This window comes from Pseudomonas sp. S3_A03 (assembly GCF_054668275.1).
Genome location: NZ_CP162753.1, coordinates 734,357 through 760,783 on the forward strand (window position 1 = coordinate 734,357; position 26,427 = coordinate 760,783).

16 protein-coding genes and 4 pseudogenes are annotated in these 26,427 nt (G+C 62.5%); 9 read left to right on the forward strand and 11 right to left on the reverse strand.

Annotated elements, in window-relative coordinates; genetic code table 11:
- Nucleotides 1-3: 3 nt before the first annotated feature.
- From AB4O25_RS03215 to uvrA, 4 genes and pseudogenes are all read left to right on the forward strand, one after another.
- Nucleotides 4-1,415, forward strand: a pseudogene (locus tag AB4O25_RS03215) (Y-family DNA polymerase).
- Nucleotides 1,412-4,484, forward strand: a pseudogene (locus tag AB4O25_RS03220) (error-prone DNA polymerase). The pseudogenes AB4O25_RS03215 and AB4O25_RS03220 overlap by 4 nt, the downstream one beginning before the upstream one ends.
- Nucleotides 4,485-4,593: 109 nt before the next feature.
- Nucleotides 4,594-6,300: an ATP-binding protein gene (locus tag AB4O25_RS03225; RefSeq protein WP_017528014.1), complete on the forward strand. Its 1,707-nt coding sequence runs from the start codon at nucleotides 4,594-4,596 to the stop codon at nucleotides 6,298-6,300.
- Nucleotides 6,301-6,302: 2 nt separating this feature from the next.
- Entirely contained in the window at nucleotides 6,303-8,822 is a 2,520-nt protein-coding gene (gene uvrA / locus AB4O25_RS03230; protein WP_065878326.1) for an excinuclease ABC subunit UvrA, read from the forward strand.
- Between the two features lie 110 nt (nucleotides 8,823-8,932).
- Here the strand turns inward: uvrA and tkt are convergent, their stop codons facing one another.
- Nucleotides 8,933-10,987, reverse strand: coding sequence for a transketolase (gene tkt / locus AB4O25_RS03235; protein WP_223497137.1), 2,055 nt, complete (start codon nucleotides 10,985-10,987; stop codon nucleotides 8,933-8,935).
- A gap of 174 nt (nucleotides 10,988-11,161) precedes the next feature.
- Between tkt and AB4O25_RS03240 the strand changes: the two genes are divergently transcribed.
- A complete protein-coding gene (locus AB4O25_RS03240) occupies nucleotides 11,162-11,386 on the forward strand; it encodes a DUF465 domain-containing protein (protein ID WP_017528011.1) in 225 nt (74 codons plus the stop codon).
- 126 nt (nucleotides 11,387-11,512) lie between these two features.
- Here AB4O25_RS03240 and hglS read toward each other — a convergent pair whose 3' ends face one another.
- Entirely contained in the window at nucleotides 11,513-12,889 is a 1,377-nt protein-coding gene (gene hglS / locus AB4O25_RS03245) for a 2-oxoadipate dioxygenase/decarboxylase HglS (RefSeq protein ID WP_017528010.1), read from the reverse strand.
- A gap of 289 nt (nucleotides 12,890-13,178) precedes the next feature.
- Here hglS and AB4O25_RS03250 point away from each other — a divergent pair, with 289 nt between their 5' ends.
- Nucleotides 13,179-14,588 carry an OprD family outer membrane porin gene (locus AB4O25_RS03250; protein WP_135196532.1) on the forward strand — a complete coding sequence of 470 codons (1,410 nt, stop codon included), beginning with the start codon at nucleotides 13,179-13,181 and terminating at the stop codon, nucleotides 14,586-14,588.
- A 116-nt stretch (nucleotides 14,589-14,704) separates the two neighbouring features.
- On the opposite strand, the gene AB4O25_RS03255 is transcribed toward AB4O25_RS03250, so the two are convergent.
- Nucleotides 14,705-15,019, reverse strand: coding sequence for an SCP2 sterol-binding domain-containing protein (locus tag AB4O25_RS03255; protein WP_005788868.1), 315 nt, complete (start codon nucleotides 15,017-15,019; stop codon nucleotides 14,705-14,707).
- Nucleotides 15,020-15,075: 56 nt separating this feature from the next.
- Nucleotides 15,076-15,786, reverse strand: coding sequence for a histidine phosphatase family protein (locus AB4O25_RS03260; protein WP_368949855.1), 711 nt, complete (start codon nucleotides 15,784-15,786; stop codon nucleotides 15,076-15,078).
- Nucleotides 15,787-15,981: 195 nt separating this feature from the next.
- Here AB4O25_RS03260 and sohB point away from each other — a divergent pair.
- Nucleotides 15,982-17,006 (forward strand): annotated as a pseudogene (gene sohB, locus AB4O25_RS03265) (protease SohB).
- 51 nt (nucleotides 17,007-17,057) lie between these two features.
- Here the strand turns inward: sohB and dhaL are convergent.
- The 7 genes and pseudogenes from dhaL to AB4O25_RS03300 form a co-directional block, all read right to left on the reverse strand.
- Nucleotides 17,058-17,702, reverse strand: a complete 645-nt coding sequence (gene dhaL, locus AB4O25_RS03270) for a dihydroxyacetone kinase subunit DhaL (RefSeq protein WP_116079584.1) — start codon at nucleotides 17,700-17,702, stop codon at nucleotides 17,058-17,060.
- 3 nt (nucleotides 17,703-17,705) lie between these two features.
- Complete coding sequence (locus AB4O25_RS03275; RefSeq protein ID WP_068934757.1) at nucleotides 17,706-18,707, reverse strand: dihydroxyacetone kinase subunit DhaK; 1,002 nt, start codon at nucleotides 18,705-18,707, stop codon at nucleotides 17,706-17,708.
- 144 nt (nucleotides 18,708-18,851) lie between these two features.
- Nucleotides 18,852-19,967, reverse strand: a complete 1,116-nt coding sequence (locus AB4O25_RS03280; RefSeq protein ID WP_065878341.1) for an MDR/zinc-dependent alcohol dehydrogenase-like family protein — start codon at nucleotides 19,965-19,967, stop codon at nucleotides 18,852-18,854.
- A 24-nt stretch (nucleotides 19,968-19,991) separates the two neighbouring features.
- Complete coding sequence (locus tag AB4O25_RS03285; RefSeq protein ID WP_017528003.1) at nucleotides 19,992-20,747, reverse strand: SDR family oxidoreductase; 756 nt, start codon at nucleotides 20,745-20,747, stop codon at nucleotides 19,992-19,994.
- A gap of 90 nt (nucleotides 20,748-20,837) precedes the next feature.
- Nucleotides 20,838-21,845 (reverse strand): substrate-binding domain-containing protein, encoded by a 1,008-nt coding sequence (locus AB4O25_RS03290; RefSeq protein WP_017528002.1) that lies wholly within the window; start codon nucleotides 21,843-21,845, stop codon nucleotides 20,838-20,840.
- Nucleotides 21,846-21,882: 37 nt separating this feature from the next.
- Nucleotides 21,883-22,871: pseudogene (locus AB4O25_RS03295) on the reverse strand (ABC transporter permease).
- Nucleotides 22,868-24,355, reverse strand: coding sequence for a sugar ABC transporter ATP-binding protein (locus AB4O25_RS03300; protein ID WP_017528000.1), 1,488 nt, complete (start codon nucleotides 24,353-24,355; stop codon nucleotides 22,868-22,870). The pseudogene AB4O25_RS03295 and the gene AB4O25_RS03300 overlap by 4 nt, the downstream one beginning before the upstream one ends.
- Nucleotides 24,356-24,638: 283 nt before the next feature.
- Here AB4O25_RS03300 and rpiB point away from each other — a divergent pair, with 283 nt between their 5' ends.
- Together rpiB and AB4O25_RS03310 are read left to right on the forward strand one after the other, a co-directional pair.
- Nucleotides 24,639-25,100 carry a ribose 5-phosphate isomerase B gene (gene rpiB / locus AB4O25_RS03305; protein WP_460150472.1) on the forward strand — a complete coding sequence of 154 codons (462 nt, stop codon included), beginning with the start codon at nucleotides 24,639-24,641 and terminating at the stop codon, nucleotides 25,098-25,100.
- A 63-nt stretch (nucleotides 25,101-25,163) separates the two neighbouring features.
- Entirely contained in the window at nucleotides 25,164-26,144 is a 981-nt protein-coding gene (locus AB4O25_RS03310; protein WP_017527998.1) for a sugar-binding transcriptional regulator, read from the forward strand.
- The last annotated feature ends 283 nt before the right edge of the window (nucleotides 26,145-26,427 follow it).

Sequence of the window (26,427 nt, forward strand, 5' to 3'; positions counted from 1 at the left end):
GCTATGCGCTGGGTGTGTATTGTGTTCCCGCAATTGGCGCTGGACGGCGTGCAGCGTGTGCATCCCGAACCCGAGCAACCCCTGGCGTTGCTGGCCGGCACGCCGCAGCGGCGTGTGCTGCAAACCGTCAACGATGCTGCCCGTGCCTTGGGGCTGCGTCCCGGCCAATCGCTGACGGCGGCGCATGCCCTGGCCAAGACCTTTGCCAGCGCCGAATACGACCCCGCTGAAATCGAACGCTGGCAGCAGTTCCTGGCCGCCTGGGCCTATCAGTTCAGCTCCCAGGTCAGCCTGTATTACCCACGCGCCTTGTTGTTTGAAATCGAATCGAGCCTGGGACTGTTCGGGCCCTGGCCGCAGTTTGAAGCGCGTTTGCGCAAAGAGCTGACCGAACTGGGCTTTCGTCACCGTATCGTCGCCGCACCCAACCCGGCCGCGGCGCGGGTGCTGGCCAATCTCTACGATGGCCTGGCCGTCGCGGATGAGGCCCTGGCGCAAGCCTTGGCGCCGCTGCCCATCGACCGCGCCGGCCTTGAGCCCCAGGCCGCTACCGCGTTGTCGCGCATGGGCCTGCGTACCCTGGCGCAGGTGCAGGCTTTGCCCCGGCACACCTTGGCGCGGCGTTTCGACGCCACGTTGCTCAAACACCTGGATGCACTGACCGGACAACGCCCCTTGGCCCTTGGGTTTACCAGCCGCCGGACCAGTTCGATGAACGCATCGAATTGAATTTCGACGTGCAATCCCACCAGGCGCTGCTGTTTCCGCTGCGCCGCTTGACCGGCGATTTGTCGGCATTCCTGTGTGGTCGCGACAGTGGCGTGCAGCGTTTTGACCTGCACCTGGAACACGCCCAGGCGCCCGACAGCGTGATCAAGGTCGGCCTGCTCAGCGCCGAGCGTGAACCTGCGATGCTCTTCGAACTGGCCCGTGGGCGCCTGGAGCAGTTGCAAGTCAGCGCCCCGGTGCGCGGCTTTCGCCTGGTGGCCCGCGACTTGCCGGTATTTGTGCCGCAGCGCCAGGACCTGTTCGACGACCGCCCGCAACAGACCCTGCCCTGGGAGCAACTGCGCGAACGCCTGCGCGCGCGCCTGGGCGATGAGGCGGTGCAAGGCCTGCGCTTTCACGCCGACCATCGGCCCGAATGCGCCTGGCAAGCGGCGGCGGACACTCGCCCATGCCCGACCTTGAACAAGGTGCAACGTCCCGGCTGGCTGCTCAACGAGCCCACCTTGCTGGCCGAGCAGGGCGTGCGGATCCTCATGGGGCCGGAGCGTATCGAAACCGGCTGGTGGGACGGCGCCGACATCCGCCGCGACTACTACCTGATCCAGACCCGCGCCGGCCAGCAAGGCTGGGCCTACCGCACGGTGGGGCAAGCCGATGGCCTGTGGCTGCAAGGCTGGTTCGCATGAGCTACGCCGAGCTGCATTGCCTGTCCAACTTCACGTTCCAGCGCGGTGCTTCCAGTGCATTGGAGTTGTTCGAGCGCGCCAAGCGCCAGGGCTACAGCGCCTTGGCGATCACCGATGAATGCACGTTGTCGGGCATCGTGCGTGCCTGGCAGGCGGCCAAGGCGGTGGGCTTGCCATTGATTATCGGCAGCGAAGTGCGCATCGAAAACGGCCCGAAACTGGTCCTGCTGGTGGAAGACCTCAGCGGCTACCAGTACCTGTGCCGCCTGATCACCCTGGCCCGACGCCGCGCCGAAAAGGGCCGTTATCGCCTGCTGCAAGAAGACTTCGACCAACCCCCTCAACGGCCTGCTGGCGGTGTGGGTCGCGCAAGACAGCGACACCCAGGCCTCGATCCAGTGGCTGCGCCGTACTTTCGCCGGGCGCCTGTGGCTGGCGGTGCACCTGCACTGTGGCCAGGACGATGCGCGCCATCTGGAGCAGCGCCTGCAGTTGGCCGCGAGCCTGGATATCCCGGCAGTGGCCTGCGGTGATGTGCACATGCATGCGCGTGGTCGACGCGCCCTGCAAGACACCATGACCGCCATCCGCCATCACGTCTCGGTGGCCGACGCCGGCACGCGCCTGCACCCAAATGGCGAGCGGCATTTGCGCAGTCTCGATGCGCTGAATGCGTTGTACCCGCAAGCCTTGCTTGACGAGACCCTGAGCATCGCGCGCCGTTGCACCTTCGACCTCGGCCAGTTGCGCTACCGCTACCCGCGCGAATTGGTACCCGAGGGGCATGATGCGCAATCCTGGCTGCGCGTTCTTACCGAAGAAGGTATCGCCCAGCGGTGGCCCGAGGGTATCGATGCCAAGACCCTGCAACAGATCAATCACGAACTGGCGTTGATCGGCAGGCTGGGTTACGAAAGCTATTTCCTCACGGTGCACGACATCGTGCGCTTTGCCCGCAGCCGTTCGATCCTCTGCCAGGGGCGAGGCTCGGCCGCGAACTCGGCGGTGTGTTTTGCCTTGGGTATCACCGAGATCAACCCGAGCCTGACGAACATGCTGTTCGAGCGCTTCCTGTCAGAGGAACGCAACGAGCCGCCGGATATCGACGTGGACTTCGAACACGAGCGCCGTGAAGAAGTGCTGCAATACGTGTTCCAGCGTTATGGCCGCACCCGCGCGGCGTTGACGGCGGTGGTCAGCAGTTACCACGCGAGCGGCGCGGTGCGCGACGTGGCCAAGGCGCTGGGGTTGCCGCCGGACCAGATCAACGCCCTGGCCGACTGCTGCGGGCGCTGGAGTGATGCGACGCCGCCACTGGAACGCCTGCGCGAAGCGGGCTTCGACCCCGACAGCCCGTTGCTGCGCCGTGTGTTGACCCTGACCGGGCAATTGATCGGCTTTCCCCGGCACCTGTCCCAGCACCCCGGCGGCTTCGTGATTTCCGAATACCCGCTGGACACCCTGGTGCCGGTGGAAAATGCCGCCATGGCCGAACGCACCATCATCCAATGGGACAAGGACGACCTGGACGCGGTCGGCCTGCTCAAGGTGGATATCCTCGCCCTGGGCATGCTCAGCGCGATTCGCCGGTGCTTCGACCTGCTGCGCCGTCATCGTGACCTCGACCTGGCCCTGGCGACGATCCCCAAGGAAGACCCGGCCACCTACGCGATGATCAGCAAGGCCGACACCATCGGTGTGTTCCAGATCGAATCGCGGGCGCAGATGTCGATGTTGCCCAGGCTCAAGCCCAGGACGTTTTATGACCTGGTGATCGAAGTGGCGATTGTGCGACCGGGGCCGATCCAGGGCGGCATGGTGCATCCGTACCTGCGCCGACGGAACAACGAAGAAGCAACCACTTACCCGTCGCCGCAACTTAAAAGCGTATTGGAGCGCACCCTGGGCATTCCGCTGTTCCAGGAACAAGTGATGCAGATCGCCATGGTCGCCGCCGACTACAGCCCTGGCGAGGCCGACCAGTTGCGCCGCTCCATGGCCGCCTGGAAACGTCACGGCGGCCTGGAACCGCACCAGCAGCGCCTGCGCACCGGCATGCTGAAAAACGGCTACACCGAAGCCTTTGCGGCGCAGATTTTCGAGCAGATCAAGGGGTTTGGCAGCTATGGCTTTCCGGAATCCCACGCGGCCAGTTTCGCCTTGCTGACCTACGCCAGTTGCTGGCTCAAATGCCACGAGCCGGCGGCGTTTGCTTGTGCGTTGATCAACAGTTGGCCCATGGGTTTCTACAGCCCGGACCAGATCCTGCAGGATGCGCGGCGCCATCGCTTGCAGATCCGCCCGGTGGATGTGCGAGCCAGCGACTGGGATTGCAGCCTGGAGCCCATCGACGGCCAGCAACCGGCGATCCGCATGGGGCTGCGCATGATCAGCGGGTTTCGCGAAGAGGACGGGCGGCGCATCGAAGCCGCCCGTCAGCGCCGGCCGTTCAGCGACATTGCCGACCTGGGCGCGCGCGCCGGGCTGGATGCCCGCGCCCAAGCGTTGTTGGCCGACGCGGGCGCCTTGCGCGCCCTGGCCGGCAACCGGCACCAGGCGCGCTGGGACGTGGCCGGCGTACACCAACAACTGGGGCTGTTTGCCGGGTTGCCCGGCTGCGATGAAACGCGGGTGGACTTGCCCGCGCCCACGCTGGGCGAAGACCTGCGCGCCGATTACGCCACCCTCGGCACCACCCTTGGGCCGCACCCGCTGGCGTTGCTGCGCGATGAGTTGCGCAAGCGTCGGTGCCGCAGTTCCCGCGAGCTTATGGCGGTGGAGCATGGGCGTAACGTCAGCGTGGTGGGCCTGGTCACCGGTCGGCAACGCCCAGGCACCGCCAGCGGCGTGACTTTTGTGACGCTGGAGGACGAATTCGGCAACCTCAATGTGGTGGTCTGGCGCGACCTGGCCGAACGTCAGCGCCAGGCCCTGGTCGGCTCGCGGCTGCTCAAAGTGGACGGGCGGTGGGAGGCGGTGGGCGAGGTGCGGCACTTGATCGCCGGGCGTTTGACCGACCTCAGCGTATTGCTGGAAGGCATCGATGTGCGCAGCCGGGATTTTCACTGAAGCCTGGGGACAGCGTGGTGGTTACTGCCAAATTTATACCAAATGAAACCATCTGCTCGGTGTAAGCTCCAAAAATGGCGACTGTCCTGTCTTTGCCCAGAGCTTAACAATGCAATTCTTATCCAATTCCCATGGCTGTGAAGGTTGGGCCGGTGAAATGGCTCAGCGTATACGCGGCTTTGACTGGTCAAAAACCGACCTCGGGCCCATCGACCAGTGGTCCACCAGCCTGGCCTGTACCGTGCAAATGATGCTTGCCTCACCGGTGCCGATGGTGATGCTGTGGGGGCGCCTGGGCCACATGATCTACAACGACAGCTACTCGGCGTTTGCCGGTGGTCGCCACCCGTACCTGCTGGGTACGCCGGTGGAGCTGGGTTGGCCGGAAGTGGCCGACTTCAACCGGCATGTGGTGGACACCTGCCTGGCCGGAGGCACGTTGTCGTTCAACAACAAGGACTTGGTGCTGCTGCGCAACGGACAACCGGAAACCGTATGGCTGGACCTGTATTACAGCCCCGTCGCCGGCGATGACCAGCAACCGGCCGGCGTCCTGGCGATTGTGGTCGAGACCACCGAGTTGGTGAAGTCCGAACAGGTGCGTCAGGAACTCACCCATAATCTCGAACAGCGCGTGGCCGCTGAAGTGCAGGCGCGCTCCACCGCCGAGGAGCAGTTGCGCCAGTCGCAAAAACTCGAAGCCATCGGCGGCCTTACCGGCGGCGTGGCCCACGACTTCAATAACCTGCTGCAAGTGATCGCCGGCAACCTGCATTTGCTGGCCCGCCATGAACCGGACAACCCCCAGGTGCAGCGGCGTGTGAGCGCGGCCATTGCAGCGGTGGAGCGGGGCGCCAAGCTGTCGACACAACTGCTGGCCTTTGCCCGTCGCCAGCCATTGTCTCCGGCGGTGTACAACCCGTTGCGCATTTACGAAAACCTCGGCGAACTGCTGCAGCGCGCACTGGGTGAAACCATCCGCATTGATGTGCAACTGCCGCGTGATCCGTGGCGCATTCATGTCGACCGCAACCAACTGGAAAACGCCTTGCTCAACCTGGCGATCAATGCGCGGGATGCCATGAAGGGCGAGGGCGTGATTCGCATCAGCGGTGAAAACATCATCCTCAACCCCGATGATTGCATCGGCAAAAGCATCAGCCCCGGCGAATACGTACGCCTGGCGGTGAGCGACACCGGTGTGGGCATGTCACCGGCGATCCAGGCCAAGGTGTTCGAACCGTTCTTCACCACCAAGCGCGACGGCCACGGCACCGGCCTGGGCTTGAGCATGGTGTTCGGCTTTGTGCGCCAAAGCGGCGGGCACGTGGATGTGTGCAGCGCAGAAGGCAAGGGCACCTTGGTGCAGTTGTATTTCCCGCGCAACCTGGGCGAGGAACGCCCGGAAACATCGGCCGAACCCTTGGCGCCCGAGGGCGGCCAGGAAACGATCCTGGTGGTCGAAGACAATGAAGGCGTGCGCCTGACCGTCGTGGAAGTGCTCGAACAATCGGGCTACACCGTGCTCACCGCCGAAGACGGCGACCAGGCCATGCTCAAGCTCAAAGACGGCCTGCAACCGGACCTGATTTTTACCGACGTGGTAATGCCGGGCCGCGTCAAAAGCACCGACCTCGCGCAGTGGGCCCGCGGGCAAACGCCTCCCGTGCCGGTGCTGTTCACCTCCGGCCACACCCGCGACATCCTCTCCAGCAACCACCTGCTGAGCCGCGACATTCATCTGCTGAGCAAGCCCTACAGCCCCGAAGCCCTGACGTTACGCGTGCGCCGCGTGCTTACCGCAAGACAAGGTTGACCATGACTTCACCGCGCAACATCCCTTCGATCACCGCCCAACGCCCAGGCTTCGTGCGGGTGCGGGGTGCCCGCGAACACAACCTGCGCAATGTCGATGTGGACATTCCCCGGGACGCCTTGGTGGTGTTCACCGGCGTGTCGGGCTCGGGCAAATCGTCCCTGGCGTTTTCCACGGTGTATGCCGAGGCTCAGCGGCGCTATTTCGAGTCGGTGGCGCCCTATGCGCGGCGCCTGATCGACCAGGTGGGCGTGCCCGACGTGGACAGCATCGAGGGCCTGCCGCCCGCCGTGGCCCTGCAACAACAGCGCGGTACGCCAAGCGCGCGCAGCTCGGTGGGCAGCGTCACCACCTTGTCCAGCCTGATCCGCATGCTGTACTCCCGCGCCGGCAGTTACCCGCCAGGGCAGGCGATGCTCTATGCCGAGGACTTTTCGCCGAACCTGCCTCAGGGCGCGTGCCCGCAATGCCATGGCTTGGGCCGCGTGTATGAAGTGACCGAAGCGCTGATGGTGCCGGATCCATCGCTGACCATCCGCCAGCGCGCGGTAGCTTCCTGGCCCCTGGCGTGGCAGGGCCAGAACCTGCGCGACATACTCGTAACCCTGGGTTACGACGTGGATACCCCTTGGCGTGACCTGCCGAAAAAACACCGCGACTGGATCCTCTTCACCGAAGAAACCCCCACGGTACCGGTGTATGCCGGCTTCACCCCGCAGCAAACCCGCGACGCGCTCAAGCGCAAGCTGGAGCCGAGCTACCAGGGCACCTTCAGCGGCGCGCGGCGCTATATCCTGCACACGTTCACCCATACCCAGAGCGCGCTGATGAAAAAGCGCGTCGCGCAGTTCATGCAGGGCAGCGCCTGCCCGTTGTGCGAGGGCAAGCGCCTGACCCGGGCGGCACTCTCGGTGAAGTTCGCCGGGGTGGACATTGGCGAGTTGTCGCAGCTGTCGCTGGCGCAGTTGGCCGAGTTGCTGCGGCCGGTGGCGGCGGGGCAGGACACGATGAAACTGTCCGTGGAAAAGCGCCTGGCCGCGCAGCGTATCGCCCAGGATTTGCTGGAGCGCGTCAGCACCTTGACCGAGCTGGGCTTGGGGTATCTGAGCCTGGAACGCAGCACGCCGACGTTGTCGTCCGGCGAGTTGCAACGCCTGCGCCTGGCCACGCAATTGGGCTCGCAATTGTTTGGCGTGATCTATGTGCTGGATGAACCGTCGGCAGGGCTGCACCCGGCGGATGGCGAGGCGCTGTTCACCGCGCTTGAGCGTTTGAAAGCCGCCGGCAACTCGCTGTTTGTGGTGGAGCACGACCTGGAAACCATGCGCCGCGCCGACTGGCTGATCGATGTCGGCCCGGCCGCCGGCGAGCATGGCGGGCAAGTGCTGTACAGCGGCCCGCCCGCCGGCTTGGTGGATGTGCAGGCATCGCAGACCCGTGACTATCTGTTTGCCGAACCGCGCCCGTCGAATCAGGCGCGCCGTGAACCCCGTCACCTGTTGAAACTGGCGGGTGTGACGCGTAACAACCTCCATGATCTGAGCGTGGAATTCCCGCTGGGTTGCTTCACCGCAGTGACCGGCATTTCCGGCTCGGGCAAGTCCAGTCTGGTCAGCCAGGCCCTGCTGGAACTGGTGGGCGCAGGCCTTGGGCGCGTGGTCGACAATGACGAAGAACAGAGCCTGGAAGATGACGCGCCGCAACCCCTCGGTGGCCGCATCAGCAGCGGGCTGGAACATATCCGCCGCCTGGTGCAGGTAGACCAGAAACCCATTGGCCGCACGCCGCGCTCGAACCTTGCGACCTACACCGGGCTGTTCGATAACGTGCGCAAACTGTTCGCCGCCACGCCCGCCGCGAAGAAGCACCAATACGATGCCGGCCAGTTCTCTTTCAACGTCGCCAAGGGCCGTTGCCCCAACTGTGAGGGCGAAGGGTTTGTCAGCGTCGAGTTGTTGTTCATGCCCAGCGTGTACGCGCCGTGCCCGACCTGCCATGGGGCGCGCTACAACCCCGAGACACTGGCGATCAAATGGCAGGGCTTGAGCATCGCCCAGGTGCTGGGCCTGACCGTTGAGCAGGCCGTCGAGGTGTTTGCCGAGCAGCCGGGTGTGTTGCGTTCGTTGCAGGTATTGCGCGATATCGGCCTGGGTTATCTGCGGCTTGGCCAACCGGCTACCGAACTGTCCGGCGGCGAGGCGCAACGCATCAAGTTGGCCACCGAACTGCAACGCAACGCCCGGGGCGCGACCTTGTATGTGCTGGATGAGCCGACCACGGGGCTTCATCCACGGGATGTGGATCGCCTGCTCAGCCAGCTCAACCATCTGGTGGATGCGGGGCACACGGTGGTGGTGGTCGAGCATGAAATGCGCGTGGTCGCGCAGAGTGACTGGGTGATCGATATCGGGCCGGGAGCAGGGGATCTGGGGGGCAAGGTGGTTGCCAGTGGCACGCCACAGAAAGTCGCCAGGAGCAAAAAGAGTCGCACCGCGCCATTCCTGGCACGGGCACTCACCTAAGCGCAAAAAAGCTTCAAATGTGGGAGGGGCTTGCTCCCGATAGCGGTGGGTCAGAAGAAATTTACATGACTGATTCACCGCTATCGGGCAAGCCCCCTCCCACATGTGGTTTAGTGTTGATTCAGTTGTATCTGCGCTTTGGCTTGTTTCACCACATGCTCCACCGTAAAGCCGAATTTCTCCTGCAGCTTGGCCAGCGGCGCCGACGCGCCAAAGCTGTTCATCACCACCTTGGCGCCGGTTTGTCCGACATAACGGTCCCATCCCAACGGCCCTGCCTGTTCGACCACTACCCGTGCCTTTATCGCCGGTGGCAACACGCTGTCGCGGTAAGCCTGGTCCTGTTCTTCGAACAATTCCCAGCTGGGCATCGACACCAGTTGCGCGGCGACCCCTTCGTTGGTGAGCTGTTCATAGGCCGCCACGGCCAGGCTGACTTCGCTGCCGGTACCGATCAGGACCACTTCGGGCTTGTTCGCCCCGGCCAACACATAAGCGCCCTTGGCTGCGCCAGTCGCTGCCGCATACTTCGTGCGGTCCAGGGTCGGCAGCGGTTGGCGTGACAGCACCACGCAGCTCGGCCGATGGGTTTGCGCCAGGGCGACTCTCCACAGCTCCAGGGTTTCATTTGCATCGCCAGGGCGCAGGGTCAGCAGCCCCGGCGTGGCGCGCAATTGCGTCAGGTGTTCGATGGGCTGGTGGGTCGGCCCGTCCTCGCCCACGCCGATGGAGTCGTGGGTGAACACAAACACCACCGGCAACTCCATGATCGCCGCCAGGCGGATCGGCGGTTTCATATAGTCGCTGAATACCAGGAACGTCGAGGTGTACGGGCGCAGGTAGGACAGCGCCATGCCATTGGCAATCGCGCCCATGGCGTGTTCGCGAATGCCGAAATGCAGGTTACGCCCGCGGTAGTCGTCGGCGCTGAAACGCCCGGCGCCGTCGAAGGTGAGGTGGGTCTTGGTCGACGGCGACAAATCAGCCGAGCCACCGATCAGCCAGGGGATTTGCCGGGCGAAGGCATTCAACACCTCACCGCCTGCCGCACGACTGGCGACGCCTTTGGCATCCGCCGCATAACCCGGCAGATCTGCCTGCCACTGCGCGGGCATTTCGCCGGCGCGCATGCGCCGCAGTTCGTCGGCTAACTGCGGGTCAAGAGCGGCCAGGGTCCGGTTCCATTGCTGGTACAGCGGCTCGGCGCGCGCCTGCAGCGCGTCGCGTAATACCGTGCGTGCCTCATCGGGCACCAGGAAGCTCGAATCCTGCGGCCAGCCATACGCCGCCTTGGTCAGGCGAATTTCTTCATCGCCCAGCGGTTCGCCATGGGCGGCAGCGGTGTTGTGCTTGTGGGGCGAGCCGTAGCCGATCACGCTGTCGACCACGATCAGCGTCGGTGCGCCGGTGTTGGCCTGGAAGGTCTCCAGGGCTTCGCTCAATGCCTGCAAGTCATTGGCGTCGGCGACGTGCAAGGTGTGCCAGCCATACGCCTGGAAGCGCTTGATCACGTCCTCGCTGAACGCCAACTCGGTGTGGCCTTCGATGCTGATGGTGTTGTTGTCGTAGATCCAGCACAGGTTATCCAGCTTCAAATGCCCGGCCATCGATGCCGCTTCGCTGCTGATGCCTTCCATCATGTCGCCGTCGCCGCACAGGGTGTAGACGTTGTAGTCAAACAACACCTGGCCGTCGCGGTTGAAGCGCTCGGCCAGCCAACGCTCGGCCATGGCCATGCCCACGCTGTTGGCGCAGCCTTGGCCCAACGGCCCGGTAGTGGTCTCGACGCCGGTGGTCATGCGGTATTCCGGATGCCCTGGGGTTTTTGAGTCGGCTTGGCGAAACTGCTTGATATCGTCCAGGCTGATCGCCGGTTGCCCGGTGCGTTGGCCCTGGGCATCGATCTCCACCACACCGGCAAGATGCAACAGCGAATACAGCAGCATCGACGCATGCCCCACCGACAACACAAAACGGTCGCGGTTGGGCCAGTCGGGATGCGCCGGGTGATACCGCAGGAACCGGCTCCACAGCGTATACCCCACCGGCGCCAGGCCCATGGGCGTGCCGGGGTGGCCGGAATTGGCCTTCTGCACGGCGTCCATGGCCAGAGTGCGCAGGGTGTTGATGCATTGAGTGTCGACAGTGGTAGCCGCGTGAGTCATGAAACCGGTCTCCCTCGAAGGACGATCTATTGTTGAGGGCAGGGCGTCGCAAAGGTTTTGTCCCATCGCCGTTACCGCGACGAACGGGGCGTATTGAGCGCAAACATGACAAGACCGCCAGGAATGGGCTAGCTTCAAGGGCGTAGACCATTGATCAACATGCGGAGGTACGCCATGCCAGTGAAACACGACCTGTATCAGGATTTGGGGTTGAGCAAGGAAGTCGTTCACGAACGCAGGGCGAACGATAAACGCCTGGACTCGCTGCTCACGCAATATGACGCTGCCGACGGGGAGGTGCTCAAGGCGGAATCAGCCAGTGCCAGCGATGAAGATGTTGAGAAACTGAAGAAAAAGCGGCTTCTGATCAAAGATGAAATTGTGGGGCGATTGGGTTAAGCAGTCCCGCAACGACCGTGGCGAGGGGGCTTGCTCCCGATAGCAGTGTGTCAGGCACCGATGCATCAACTGACACGCCCTCGCCACCCACACGCCTTTGCCATTGGAGCGGCGCGGGCATCGGGTTTAGGCCAGCAGTGCGTCCAGGCACGCATCCACCGAGCGTTGCTGCGTTTGCGCATACAACTTCAGTTCATCAATTGTGTTGCGCCCCAGCGCCTGTTCGAACGCCGCCTGGTTCGAATGGGCCGCGTAGTGGCTTTGCGCGCCATCCCCCAGGTTCGACTGGAAGATCCCCGCCGCGCTCACCGGTAGAAAGTCCTCATACACCAACGGCTCTACATCGACGTGGCCGGCGGCGACCAGAGCCTCCAGCGTGCGTGGTTGGTCGGCGTGGCCGCGTGCCGCGAGGCCTTTTGGCGTGGCGAAGTAGCGGAAGTACGCCAGGCCCTGTTCGCGCATGTGTGCGTGGTTGTCGGGGAAGGCCTGGAAGTGCTGCTCCATCAATTGTGTGTAGCGTGCGGCGTTAGCCTCGTTGGGGAATGCGCCCAGTTCGTCGCGGGCGGCGTTCAGCAGTTGGTCGTAGAGGGCGCGGCCCTTGGGCGTCAGCGCGACGCCGCGTTGTTCGATTTCGCCGAAACGTGCGCTGTGGCTGCCTTGGGCGTCGGTGAAGGCGATGGCTTCGTCAAGGGCTTTGAAGCTGGTCTGGCGCAGCAGGATCGGGCACTGGCGGCGCGGCGGGCCTTCGATCACGGCCTTGGGCGTGATGCCTTTGCCGGGCATGGCGGCCTGCACCTGGTCGATGTCCAGGGTGCGCGGAGTCAGATGGTTGATGTGCGGGCCCTTGAACGCGACGACGTCGGCGATCAGGCGGTGCTGGTCGCTCAGTTGCTGGTATTGCGCGGCGGTGACGGTGGCGGCGTGGTGCCAGCGGAAGGTTTCCAGGGCCTCGCGGATAAAGTGCGCGGCGTCCTCGGCATCGAGGCCGCCGTCTGTTTCCGCCTGCCCAATCAGCGCCAGGGCGCCTGGGCTGAAGATCGACCGTTTGGCCAGGGCGGTTTCGGCGAAAGCGCGCAACTCGCGATTTTCGATCAGCTCCAGGCGCAGCAACGAGGTGAACACACGAAACGGGCTGGTTTGCAGCGCATGCTCATGGACCGCGCGAAACGCTGTGGAATGCACCGGCACGCCCGCCGGCGTGAGGTCGTAATAGCCCACCGGCTGCATGCCCATCACTGCGAACAGGCGGCCGATGGTCGCCAGTTCCGCTGCAGTGCCCAGGCGGATGGCACCGTGGCGCTCCCTGTCCAGGCGCTGGATCTCGCCGGTGCGTTGCAGTTGTTGCGCCACACCCGGTTCGCTCTGGAGCACGCGAGTGTTGACCTCGGCCACCAGATCCATCAGCGCGCCATACAGGGGAACTTCATCTCGGTACATATCGGACATGGCCTTGGAAAAGCCCTTGCGGATCTCGTCGGGGCTCACATGTGCGGTACTTGGCATAGAAAAATTCCTGATGACGGACGTGATAGGTGTGACCGTTTTCTGGATTTTGTTGGGCCCAGGGTGCGCTTGCAAACGAAGATTCCTCTGGACTTCATTCTGCAAATGAATGAGATGACACAAATATGTCAAAAACCGCGCCTGGCAAAACTTCATTTTCGAGCGGTTTTCCTAACTTATTCTTCACGGAGTCCGCCCCGGCCCCCATGAAACAATCGTCACGTTTGTAGGGATGAAAACGCCGTTTCGCACACCTTTTACATAAAAAAATATTCAGGGGCCGTCGTTAATGAAGCTATCTACACTGGCGTTATCCATCACCGCCGCCGTGCTGGCACAGCAGGCTTGCGCGGATGATTTCGGGCTCGGCGCGCTGGGCACGGGCAACGGTCACAGCGGTTTTGTGGAGGACAGTCATGCGTCCATCAGCTCACGAACCATGTACTACAGCGCAGACAACCGCTCGGGTACCAACAACGACCTGCGCGAAGCCGCAACCGCGCTGCGTTTTGACTACAAATCCGGCTTTACCCAAGGCACGCTCGGCGTCGGTTTCGACGTGATGGCGTTCGGTGCCTTGCGCCTCGATGGCGGCGACGGTCACGCCGCCGGCCCCGGCCTGGCGGGCAACGGCAACAGCTTCTTTCCAACCAGGAACAACGGTACCGAACCTGCCGACTCCTTTGGTCGCGCTGCGGGTAATGTGAAGTTCAGGATTTCCCAGACCGAATTGCACGTCGGTGGTGGCCTGGCACCGGTGTTGCCCATCCTGGTCGCCAACGACAGCCGTGTGGCGCCGCAGACCTTTGACGGCGGCGTTCTGACTTCGAACGACATCCCCAACGTGACCTTCACCGGCGGTGAGCTGAACCGCGTCGAAGGCCGTGCTTCCAGTAACTCCACGGGGTTGAGCGTTGCCGGTGGCCAGCGCGATAGCGACAGCTTCAAATTCGGTGGCGTGGACTACAAACCCTTCGGTTCATCCGACAACAGCCTGGCAAAAAACCTGACGCTGCAGTACTACTACGCGCAGCTGCAGGACTTCTACAAACAGAACTATGTAGGCCTGGTGCACGTGCTGCCGTTGGGCAATGACCAATCGTTCAAGACCGACCTGCGTTACTTCGACAGCACCAGCGACGGCAAGAATGGTTCGAGCGGCTATGCGTTCAACAATAACGGCGGCTATGCCAAGCATGCTGGCGAAGTGGACAACAAAACCTACAGCGCGGCCTTCACTTATCAGTTGGGTGGCAGCAGCCTGATGCTCGGCCACATTGGCGTGGGGGATGACGGTGGCTTCGTCTGGGTCAACCAGGGCAGCCTGGCCGACCCGCACGCGCAAGGCGCCGGCGGCAGCGACTTCTACCTGTTTACCGATGCGGTGGTCGGCCAGTTCTCCCGGGCAGGCGAGCAGGTCAACTTCGGCCAGTATGCCTATGACTTCAAGGCCTACGTACCGGGCCTGAAGGCGTCCGTGGCGTATCTGGACGGCAAGGACATCAAGTCCAATGTCGCCGGTGGCCCCGACCAGAAAGAAAACGAAGCCGACTTCCGCTTGGACTACGTGGTGCAGGCAGGTCCGCTGAAAGGCTTCGGTACTACCTTGCGTACCGGTACCTATCACGGCAAAAACACCGGCACCGCCGACCAGGACCAGACCCGTCTGATCTTCAACTACACCTACGCGATCTTCTAACCGGGCTGCGCCCCACTGTGTAGGTACCCGGCGTTGACGGTGAGCTACCAGCGACGCAAAAAAATGTGGGAGCGGGCACAAGCCCGCTCCCACAGAGATTCAGGGTTGCCCGAGAATCAGGAAGGGAACAACTCGCTCAGCTTCATCGCCAGCATCATGTCGCCTTCGGTGCGCAGCTTGCCGCCCATGAAGGCCTGCATGCCGTCGGTGGAACCGTCGACGATGCCTTCCAGGGTTTCGCTGTCCATGACCAGGGTCACTTGGGCGTCCGGGTTTTCGCCTTCTTGCAGCTCGCAGGTCTTGTCTTTGACAACCAGGGAAAAATTCTTGGTGTCGTCAATGCGGAAACCGAATACCAGGTCCAGGCCTTCGGCAGCGCTTGGGTTGAATTTGGCTTTCATTGCTTCTACGGCTTTAGCTACGTCAGTCATGGTTTCGATCCTTTGGGGTAGAGTCCAGTGACCCTGGGGTCACGGTTGGCCGCAATTCACCGGAAGGTGATGAGCTGCGGCGCCTTCAACAGTTGCAAGTGGGTATGGCTGTTGAAGGAAGCCAGTGCCACCTCGCGACCGCGGAATTTCAGCTGGTTGAGCGAGGTGTTAACAATTTGCCAGTTCAGCTCGAAGGCCTGGGCGGCAGGCATTCGGGTAATCAGGTGGAGCAGGGCGGTGATGGTGCCGCCCGAGGTGAACACGGCGACTTTGTGCGAATTGTCCGCTGCCTCGAGAATACGTTGCAGGCCGCCTTGAACGCGCTCGACGAACCCCTGCCAGCTTTCCAGCCCTGGCGGATCATAGGTGCCGGCCAGCCAGCGCTCGATGATCAGGGCGAAGATGCGCTGGAATTCGCTGCGGTTTTGCGCGCCGTTACGCAGGATGTGCATCGCGTTGGGTTCGACGCCGAGCAGGTCAGGGAGCAACCCGCGAATAATGGCCTCACCGTCGAATTCATTGAAGGCGACGTCGGTTTCCAGCGGCGGGACCGGCAGGCCCCGGGCGCTGTATTGATCGAACGTAGCGCTGGCGGTGTGCTGTTGGCGGCGCAGGTCGCCGGCTATGCAGCGGTCGAATACCAGGCCCATGTCGGCCAGGTGGCGACCGAGGACTTGGGCTTGTTCCACGCCGAGGGGCGACAGCACGTCGTAATCGTCTGCACCGAAGGAGGCCTGGCCATGTCGAATCAGATAGATGCTGCCCACGTCCGTTTTCCCGGTACGTTGAAAGTCTGGCGAGGTTATGAGGATGCCAGGGAGCTGTCAATGAAAAAACATACGCTTGTTTTAAAACGCTGTTGGAGTGCTGGGTTGCTGGCGGTTTGATCACTGGCCCGAACGCCTGGCCGCCGGTATGCTGGGACAATCCGCGCCTGGCGCACTGCACTTGTAAGGAGCAACATGGATTTCCTGGCCGAATACGCGAGCTTTCTGGCGAAGACCGTCACCCTGGTGGTCGCTATTCTGGTGGTACTGATCAGCTTCGCGGCATTGCGCAGCAAAGGTCGTCGCAAATCCGCCGGCCAATTGCAGGTCAGCAAGCTCAATGATTTCTACAAAGGCCTGCGTGAACGCCTGGAATCGACCCTGCTCGACAAGGACCAACTCAAGGCCTTGCGCAAGTCCGAAAGCAAAACCGAAAGAAGAACAGCAAGCATAAACCCGAGGCCAAGCCACGGGTGTTCGTGCTGGATTTTGACGGCGACATCAAGGCCTCGGCCACCGAAAGCCTGCGCCACGAGATCACCGCGCTGCTGAGCCTGGCCACGCCCAAGGATGAAGTGGTGCTGCGCCTTGAAAGCGGCGGCGGCATGGTCCACAGCTACGGCCTGGCGTCCTCGCAACTGGCGCGTATCCGCCAGGCGGGCGTGCCGTTGACCGTGTGCATCGACAAGGTAGCGGCCAGCGGCGGCTACATGATGGCGTGCATCGGCGAGAAGATCATCAGCGCACCGTTCGCCATCCTCGGCTCCATCGGCGTAGTGGCGCAGTTGCCCAATGTGAACCGCCTGCTGAAAAAGCACGACATCGACTTTGAAGTGCTGACCGCCGGTGAATACAAGCGCACCCTCACGGTATTCGGCGAAAACACCGAAAAAGGCCGCGAGAAGTTCCAGGAAGACCTGGACATCACCCATCAGTTGTTCAAGAACTTCGTGTCGCGCTATCGCCCCCAATTGGCGATTGATGAGGTCGCGACCGGGGAAGTGTGGCTGGGTGTTGCGGCGCTCGACAAACAACTGGTCGACGAACTGCAGACCAGCGACGAATACCTGGCCACCAAGGCCAAGACCGCCGAGGTGTTCCACCTGCACTATGCCGAGCGTAAAAGCCTGCAGGAGCGCGTGGGCCTGGCGGCCAGCGGTTCGGTGGACCGCGTGCTGCTGACCTGGTGGAGCCGCTTGACCCAGCAGCGCTTCTGGTAACCCAAAACTGAAATCCAGGTAATCCCTTGTGGGAGCGGGCTTGCGGCCCTGTCAGGTCAAGCGGGGCTGGATAGAGTCCGCCAACCGCGTAAGGATCAGGCAGCACGACACCGCTCCGGCATCCAGCACGCCCAGTGAACGTTCGCCCAGGCGACTGGCGCGGCCGATCTTCGCTACCAGGTCCTTGGTCGAATCGCGGCCCTGGGACGCGGCGGCTTTCATCGCGTCCAGCGCGCCGTTGAAGGTCACCCCCGAGGCATGTGCCTGTTCAAAGGCTTCCACTGCCGGGATCAAGGTGTCCATCAGGCACTTGTCGCCTACACCGGCCTCGGTAATGTCTTGAAGCGATGTCAGCCCGCCGCGCAGCAGGTCAGCGAAGGTGGCGGCATCGATGTCTTCGCTGCCCCGCACTTCATCGGCCATGCCGATGAACAGGCTGCCATACAACGGGCCCATAGAGCCGCCGATGCCTTCCATCAGGCTCAGGGTCAGTTCATCCAGTGCTTCGGCGAGGGTCAGCTGCCGGCCTTCGATCGTGCGCCCGCAATGGGCGAAACCCTTGGCCATATTGATGCCGTGGTCGCCGTCGCCAATGGCACCGTCGACCTCGCTGAGGTACTCACGGTTGGCCGTGATCACGCTGACCAGGTCGGCGACGATGGCGCTGCCCTCGTGGGTGGAAAAATGCTGGCTCATGGTTCAGTCCGCCTGGGTCATGCCGATGGAGCGGCAGGGTTGGTCGATGAGGGTTTTGAGTTCGGCATCGAGGCCGAGCAGGGTCAGGGTCACGCCCATCATTTCAAGGGAAGTGAAGTAGTTGCCGACGTAGCAGCGATGGATCTTCAGCCCCTTGGCCTTGAGCTGTTTTTCGACCTCAGCGTAGAAAATGTACAACTCCATCACCGGCGTGGCGCCGAGCCCCGAAACCAGCACCACCACACTGTCGTCCTGGCTGAAATCGCGGTCTTCAAGGATCGGCGCGAGCATGCGTTCGGCCATCGCGGCGGCCGGTTCGACAGGGATGACTTGAATGCCCGGTTCGCCATGATGACCGATGCCCAGCTCCATCTGGCCAGCGGGGATCTGGAAGTTCGGTTTGCCCACGGCCGCAATGGTGCAGGGGGTGAGACCGATGCCGATCGAGCGACAGTGATCGACGGTTTTCTGGGCAACACGAATCACGCCATCCAGATCGTAATGCTGGGCGGCAGCGGCGCCGCCGACCTTCCACATGAAAATTTCGCCGGCCACGCCACGGCGCTTGGCAATCTCGGCCTTGGGCGCCGAGGCCACGTCGTCGTTGGCGACCACTGTGCGGATGCGCATGTCTTTGCTGGCGGCCATCTTCATGGCCAGCTTTACGTTCATATTGTCGCCGGCATAGTTGCCGTACAGGCAGGCTACGCCGGCACCCTGGTCGGCGGCCCGGAAGGCGTCGAAGAAGCTTTTGGCGGTGGGCGAGGAGAAAATCTCGCCCACCGCCACCGCGTCGACCAGGCCCGGGCCGACATAGCCGAGAAACGCAGGCTCATGGCCCGAACCGCCGCCGGTGACGATGCCCACGCGGCCCTGGCCCGATGGCCTGGCCTTGACGATGACGCGCGGGTTGGCCTCGTATTGGCGCAGTTCGGGATGCGCGACCAGGATGCCGCGCAGCATGTCCTCGACCACTTGGTCCGGATCGTTGATGACTCGATTCATAACGCGGGCTCCTGTTTTTTTATTGGTTCACCACTATCCAGGGTGGGAGGGCGCTCCCGATAGCGGTGTGTCAGTCAGCTTATCTATCACTGTTAAATCGCAATCGGGAGCAAGCCCCCTCAGACCTTTGGATAGGTGGTGGGCTTAAGGCTGCAGTACAACCTTGAGTGATTTATCGCCACGCTCCATCACTGCAAACGCTTCCTTGAAGTCCGCCAGCGCAAACTTGTGGGTCACCACATCGCGCATGTCGATCTTGCGGTTGCCGATAAAGTCGATGGCCCTCGGGTACATGTACGGCCCCAGGTGCGAGCCCAGGATATCCAGTTCCTTGCGGTCGCCAATGATCGACCAGTCCACCGTGGCCTCGTCGTTGAACACGCTGAATTCGACAAACCGCCCCAACTTGCGCAGCATCGCCAGCCCCTGGTTCACCGCTTTATGGTGCCCGGTGGCTTCGATATAGATGTCGCAACCGTAGCCGTCGGTGATCTCGCGGATTTTCGCCAGTACGTCCACTTCGGCGGGGTTCCACACCTCGTCCGCGCCCATGCGCAGGGCGAGGGCGGCGCGTTCGGGTTTCATGTCCAGCACGATGAGTTTTTTCGGATTGCGCAAACGCACGGCGCCGATGATGCCCAGGCCCAGTGTGCCGGCGCCTGCGACCACCACGATATCGTCATGGTCGACATTCGCGCGTTCCGCCGCGTGCAGCGAGCAGGCCAGCGGTTCGATCAGGATCGCCTCGTCAGGCGCAATGGACTCCGGCACTTTGTGAATAATGCCTTCCTTGGTGAAGATCATGTACTGGGCCATGGCGCCCTGCACATTGTTCTGAAAACCATAGAGGTCATGCTTCTGGCACATCCAGTACTGGCCGTGGTTACAGAAGCGACAGCCCCAGCACGGCACGATCTGCTCGGAAATCACCCGGTCACCGACGGCCACGCCGCGCTTTTCCGCGCCAGGGCCCAGTGCGACCACGCGGCACACGAACTCATGCCCAGGGATCATCGGTGGCTTCACGTAGCGGGGTTGCTCGGCGTCACCCCAGAACGACGGGGCGCCGCGATAGGTCTTGATATCACCCATGCAAATGCCGCACAGCTCGACCTTGGTGAGGATTTCATCGGGGCCGGGGGTGGGGACGTCGACGGTTTCCAGGCGGTAGTCTTCCGGGCCGTGGCAGACCACGGCCTGCATGGTTTTCGGGATAGCCGGGGACAGCTGTTCTGGTGTGCGTTCGGTAGCGGTGGACATGACAGGACCTCACGAAAAAATCAATTACTGAATGCTGTAGCCGCCGTCGATCACCATGTTGGCGCCGGTGACCATCTGGGCCGCGTCGCTGAGCAGGTACAACGCCAGCCCGGCGATTTCTTCGGGTTGGGCAAAACGGCCCGCCGGGATCTGCAATTTGGCCCGCTCACCCACGTCGCCGGCCCAGGCTTTTTTGCCCAGGGCGGTCTCGACAATGGTGGGCGAGATGGCGTTGACGGTAATCCGGGGCGCCCATTCCATGGCCAATACCTTGGTCATGCCGACGATGGCCGCTTTGCTCGCGCAGTAGGCGACGTGCCGGTCCAGGCCGATCACGGCGGCCTGGGAGGCGAGGTTGACGATGCGTCCGCTGCCTTGGGCGAGCATGTGCCGGGCACAGGCTTGCGCCACGAAAAAGCTGGCCTTGAGGTTGATATCCAGGGTGGTGTCCCAGGCGCTTTCGCTGACCTGCAGAGCCTTGTCCAGCAGTACCACGCCGGCGCTGTTGATCAGGTAATCCAGGCGTTGGAACTGTTCGAATACGCTGTCGATGGTGTGCTGTATCTGGCCGACCTGGGCGAGGTCGACGGCGATGCCCAGGTGCCCGGCACCCAGCTTGGCGGCCACGTCCACCACCGTCGGGTCGCGGTCCAGCAAGGCCACGCGCGCGCCGCGCTCCGCCAGTAGGTGGGCGCAAGCCAGCCCGATGCCGGCGGCGCCTCCGGTGATCACCGCGCAGCGGCCGGTGAGGTCGAAGGCTTGGTTCCAGAAACCAGACATGAACAGACTCCATTTTTAAGCAGAGGGGAGATCAAAGTGTGGGAGGGAGCAAGCCCCCCTCCCACACTTGGCTGTATTTCAAGTCAATAACTACTTGCCGCCGCTGACTTGTTTGTACAGCGCATCCGCATTGGCATTGGTCACCGGCACCCACGGCAGGATGTAGTTCTTGGCGGTGCCATCGGCCCATTTCACATCCTTGCCATACCGCTCCCAGATCACCGACCGGGGCTTGTAGTCTTTACCGGCCAATGCGCGCAATGCCACGTCCAGCGCGCCTTGGGATTGGGCCTGGGCATCCTGGAGGAAGGTGGTGACTTCATCTTTTTTTGCCGCCTGGATCGCGTCCGGCATGCCGTCGATCGACGTCACGGGCACGTCTTTGGCGGTCAGTCCATGGGACTTCAGGGCCTGCACGGCACCGAGGGCCATGTCGTCGTTCTGTGCGATCACGCCATTGATGCCCTTGGGGTGCGCGTTCAGCCAGTCCTCGGTGAGCGCCAAGGCCTGGGCGCGGTCCCAGTTGGCGGTCTTTTTCTCGATAATCTTGATGTCGGGGTATTTGCCCAGCACTTCCAGCTCGCCTTTTTCCCGGTCGATCTGCGCCGACTGGCCAATCGGGCCCTGGATGATCACCACATTGCCTTTGCCCTTGAGCTTGTCGGCCATGGCCTGGGCCTGCAGGCGTCCGCCTTCCACGTCGTCATTGCCCACATACGGCACGCTGGCATCGGCAACTTTGGCATTCGAGGCCACGACTACCACGTCATTGCTCATGGCTGCCTTGACGGTACCGATACCGGCCTTGGTATCGATCGGCACGAACAGAATGGCGTCGAAGCGTTGGGTCACCATGTTTTCGATCTGGTTGTTTTGGGTCAGGGCGTCGTAGTTGCCGTCGAACACGGTCAACTGCACGGTGCCGTCCTTGACCGCCGGATGTTCCTTCAACTCGCGTACCCAGTTCTGCATGAACTGGCCCTTGAGGCCGTAGACGGCCGCGCCGACCTTGTAGGTCTTGCCGTCGGCGGCCAGGGCGATACTGCTGGCGAGCAGGGAGAGAGCCGCCGCGGCGGCAAAGGTGGTACCCAGTTTCATGAGCGGAACTCCAGTTATTGTTGTAGTGGGTCGTTCTCTAGCGTTTTTTCTTGCGCCATACGTCGATCAGTACTGCGAACACGATGATCAGGCCCTTGGCGACCTGCTGGTAATAGGAGGAAACGCCGAGCAGGTTCAGCCCGTTATTGATCACGCCGATCAACAGCGCGCCAAACAACGTGCCGACAATGCTGCCGGTACCGCCCGACAGGCTGGTGCCGCCGATTACCACCGCGGCAATCGCGTCCAGCTCATAAGACACCCCGGCCTGGGGCAGGGCGGATGTGGTGCGCGCCGACAGCACCACGCCGGCCAGCCCGGCGAGCAGGCCCGAGACCACGTACACCGAAAACATCACCTTGCGCACGCCGATACCCGAGGTGCGCGCGCTTTTTCGTTGCCGCCCACCGCATACACATAGCGGCCGTAGGTGGTGTAGCGCAGCACCATCCAGAAAATCAGCGCGACCACCGCGAAGATCATGATCGGCACCCCAATCGGGCCAACCTTGCCGATACCCAGCGCCAGGTAGGCGTCGGGCAGGTCGGTGATCGGGCTGCCGTCGTTGAGAATAAAGGTCATGCCGCGCGCAATGCTGAGCATGCCGAGGGTGGCCACGAACGGCGGGATCGACAGGTTGGCGACCATGAAACCGTTGACCACCCCAAGCATCGCCCCGGCGAACATCCCGGCGCTGACGGCGGCCAGCAAGCCGTAGCCCTGGGTGGCAACCATGGCGCTGCACAATCCGGCAAAGGCCAGGATCGAGCCCACCGACAGGTCGATGCCCTTGGTCAGGATCACGTAGGTCATGCCCACGGCGAGAATGCCGTTGATGGAGGTCTGGCGCAGGATGTCCATCCAGTTGCGCCAGGTCATGAAGTATTCGCTGCAGAACGCCATCACCACGCACAGCAGGATAAACACCAGCGGCAGGCCGAAGCGGTCCAGGGACAGGCGCAGGCGACTGCGCGGCGCGGTGGTGACAGGCACGGTGGCGGGGGCGGAGAGTGTTTTGGCGTTCATGAGGCAAGACTCAACAAGGCTTCCTGGGAAAGGGCAGTGTCGGTGCTGATGGTCACCAGCCGGCCGCCCTTGAATACGGCGATGCGATCGCTCAGGTGCAGCAGTTCCGGGGCTTCCGACGACACCACGATGGCCGCGCCGCCGGCACGTACGAACTGGTCCAGCAGGTGGTAGATCTCCTGCTTGGCGCCTTCATCGATGCCGCGGGTCGGCTCGTCGCACAGCAGGCACACCGGTTCGGTGGACAGGCATTTGGCAAGCACCACTTTCTGCTGGTTGCCGCCGCTCATGGAAGCCACCGGCAGTTCCAGGGAGCTGGTCTTGATCTGCAGGCGCTTGACCATGTCCTGGGCGAGTTGGTTTTCCTTGCGGGCATTGATCAGCGACCAACTCGACAGGCGCTTGTAGGCCGACAGCGCGATGTTCGACAGAATGCTGCCGGTCAGCACCAGGCCGCTGTCTTTGCGGTCTTCGGTGACCAGCGACATGCCGGCGTTGATAGTCGCCTTGGGCAGGCCCGCCGGCATCGGCTTGCCTTGCAGGGTGACGCTGCCGGAGTCCGCCACCGTCAGGCCATAGATACAGTTGAGGAACTCGCTGCGGCCCGAGCCCATCAGGCCATAGATGCCGAGAATCTCGCCCTGGCGCAGGTGCAGGCTGATGTCATGGAATTCGCCGGTGCGGCTCAGGTGGTCGACTTGCAGGCAGGTGTTGGCGGCGCATTCGCGGCCGACCTTGTGGTCGATGCGCGTCAGTTCCTGGCCGACGATGCCGCGCACCAGGTGGTCGCGGTCGATATCGGCCATGCGCCCGCTTTCCACGAATGTGCCATCGCGGAAGATGCTGTAGTCATCGGCGATCTGCGCCAGCTCGCTCAAGCGGTGCGATACATACACGATGCCTGCGCCTCGCGCGGTGAGGCGGCGGATCGCTTTGAACAGGGTCTCGGTCTCACGCTCGCCGATGGCCGACGTCGGCTCGTCCATGATCATCACCTGGCAGTCATGGCTGAACGCCTTGGCGATTTCCACCAGTTGGATCTGCGCCACGCTCAGGCGATGCATGGGGCTGGTGGCGTCGACGTCGAACTCCAGGCTTTCGAGCAGCTCGCGGGTGCGGCGGTTGAGCGTCTTGTTGTCGACGATGCAGCCGGCGCGACGCGGTTCGCGGCCCAGCCAGATATTTTCGGCGACGGTCATAGAGGGGATGGGTTCCAGCTCCTGGGTGATCATCGCGATCCCCGCCGCGAGAGCTTCACTGGGGCGGTTGAACTGCACCGGTGCGCCGTTGAGCAGGAGGGTCCCGGCATCACGCTGGGTGATCCCCATGAGGATGCTCAGGAAAGTCGATTTACCTGCACCGTTGCCGCCGCACAGGGCGTGGACGCTGCCGGCCCGCAGAGAGAGGCGCCCGTCACGCAGGGCAGGGATGCCGGCGTAAGCCTTGGCGACATGTTCAGCCTGGAGCAGTAATGGCGTGGCCATCGGCGTGTCCTCGTGCTGTGAATTCTTATTAGGTCGCACAGTCATGTTTCGCTGTGATCATATGTGTATCAAATGAAATTCTGATCAGTCAATCCCTTTCATGTAAAAGCTACAATTCTGATGAATTGGGTCAATAAGGCCCCTTTAGACGGATTTGACCGCCGAGCCAGTGAAAACATGCTTGACAGTGGCTGTAAGATGCCTGAGAAATGACTGAGCGAAATTTCAGTGGCTGATCATATGATCAGTCTTGGGCACGATCACGGCAGTGGAGCCAGACGCCATGAACACACCTTTTGCGGTGGCTATCGGATGCGATGAAGCGGGTTTTGAGCTCAAGGAGCTGTTGAAGCGCCACATCGAGGCACTGGGCTATCCGGTGACCGACTTCGGCACCCATTCCACGGTGCCGGTGTTGTACCCGGACATTGCGCTGGCGGTGGCCAATGCGATCAATAACGGGCAGCAGCGGCTCGGCGTACTGGTGTGCGGCACCGGTATCGGCATGGCTATTTCAGCCAACAAGGTGTTGGGCATTCGCGCGGCCCAGGCTCACGACACCTACTCGGCCGAGCGTGCGCGCAAGAGTAACGATGCGCAGATTCTGTCCATCGGCGCGCGGGTGATCGGCGCCGAGCTGGCCAAGAGCATCGTCAAATCGTTCCTGGAGTCTGAGTTCGAAGCGGCGCGTTCCGGGGCCAAGGTTGAGCGCATCAATGCGATCGAGCGTGATGGGCATCAGTAGTGGACGTAACAGGGCAAGAGTCGGGAGAATGCGCCTTTGACGCCGAAACGGAAGCCCGTCCCCATGAGTGACAGTACCCAGCGCATTGCCAGCGATATCGATCAGATGACCGAAGTGGCGATGCTCTATTACCTTGAGAACGTCACTCAGGAAGCCATCGCCAAGCGCTTCGACCTGTCGCGCGCGAAAGTCAGCCGCTTGCTCAAGCGCGCGCGCGATGAGGGGATTGTCGAGGTGCGTGTGTTGCAGCATCCGGCAATGAACAACGAGCTGGAGCGGGCGTTGGTGGAGCGCTTCAAGCTGGATCGCGCGCTGATCGCCGTCGATCACAGCGACCCCGACACCCAGCGCTCGGCCGTCGCCAGCCTGGTGGCGAATTACCTGAACAAGACCTTGAGTGACGGCATGATCGTCGCCGTGGGCATGGGCCGCAACGTCGGGGCCGTTGCCGATAATGTGTTCTTGCCGGTGACGCGCAACTGTACGTTTGTTTGCGCCATCGGCGGCTCGCTCAAGGCGGGCGAATACATGAACCCTGACCACATCTGCCGTCGCCTGGCCCTGCGTTTTGGCGGTGAAAGTGAAAGCCTGTACGCCCCGGCCCTGGTGGCCAACCCGGAACTGCGCGGCGTGTTGATCAACAACGATACGGTGCGCTCGACCCTGGACCGTGCGCGCCGGGCGGATATTGCGCTGATCGGCATCGGCGACATGAGCGAAAACAGCAACATGGTGCGCATGGGGTGGTTCTCGCCGCAGGAAATCGCCCAGGCGCGGTTGTCCGGCACCGTGGGCGACATGATGGGCTATGACTTTATCGACATTCATGGCCAGCCGGCGGTCAACGCCATCCAGGGGCGAGTGATCGGCTTGACGGTGCAAGAGTTGTTTCGGATTCCCGACGTGGTGGCGATTGCCAGTGAGAACACCAAGGCGGCGGCGACGCTGGGGGCTTTGCGCTCGGGGGTGATCAATACCCTCGCAACCACCGTCACGAATGCCCACACCATTTTGGCGTTGGACGACGCCACCCGAAAATCCTGATTCAACAGGGGATCACAGTGTGGGAAGGGGCAAGCCCTCGTACGTTGTGATCATCCGCTGCTTATAGAGACAGGTTTTGTAATAGTTTTGCGTTGTAGGACATTTGTATTTCGCCTGTACGATTCAAGTCCTTTTCCCATCGCAGGACTTGCATGAACACCCTCTCGGAGCCTCCCAGTCGTCTTTTCCCAAGACACCCGCTGTCGCTGTTCCAGCTGAAGCATCCCGTATTCCGTCTACTCATCCTGTCCCGGTCCACTGATCGCGCATTGCTGTGTCTGGC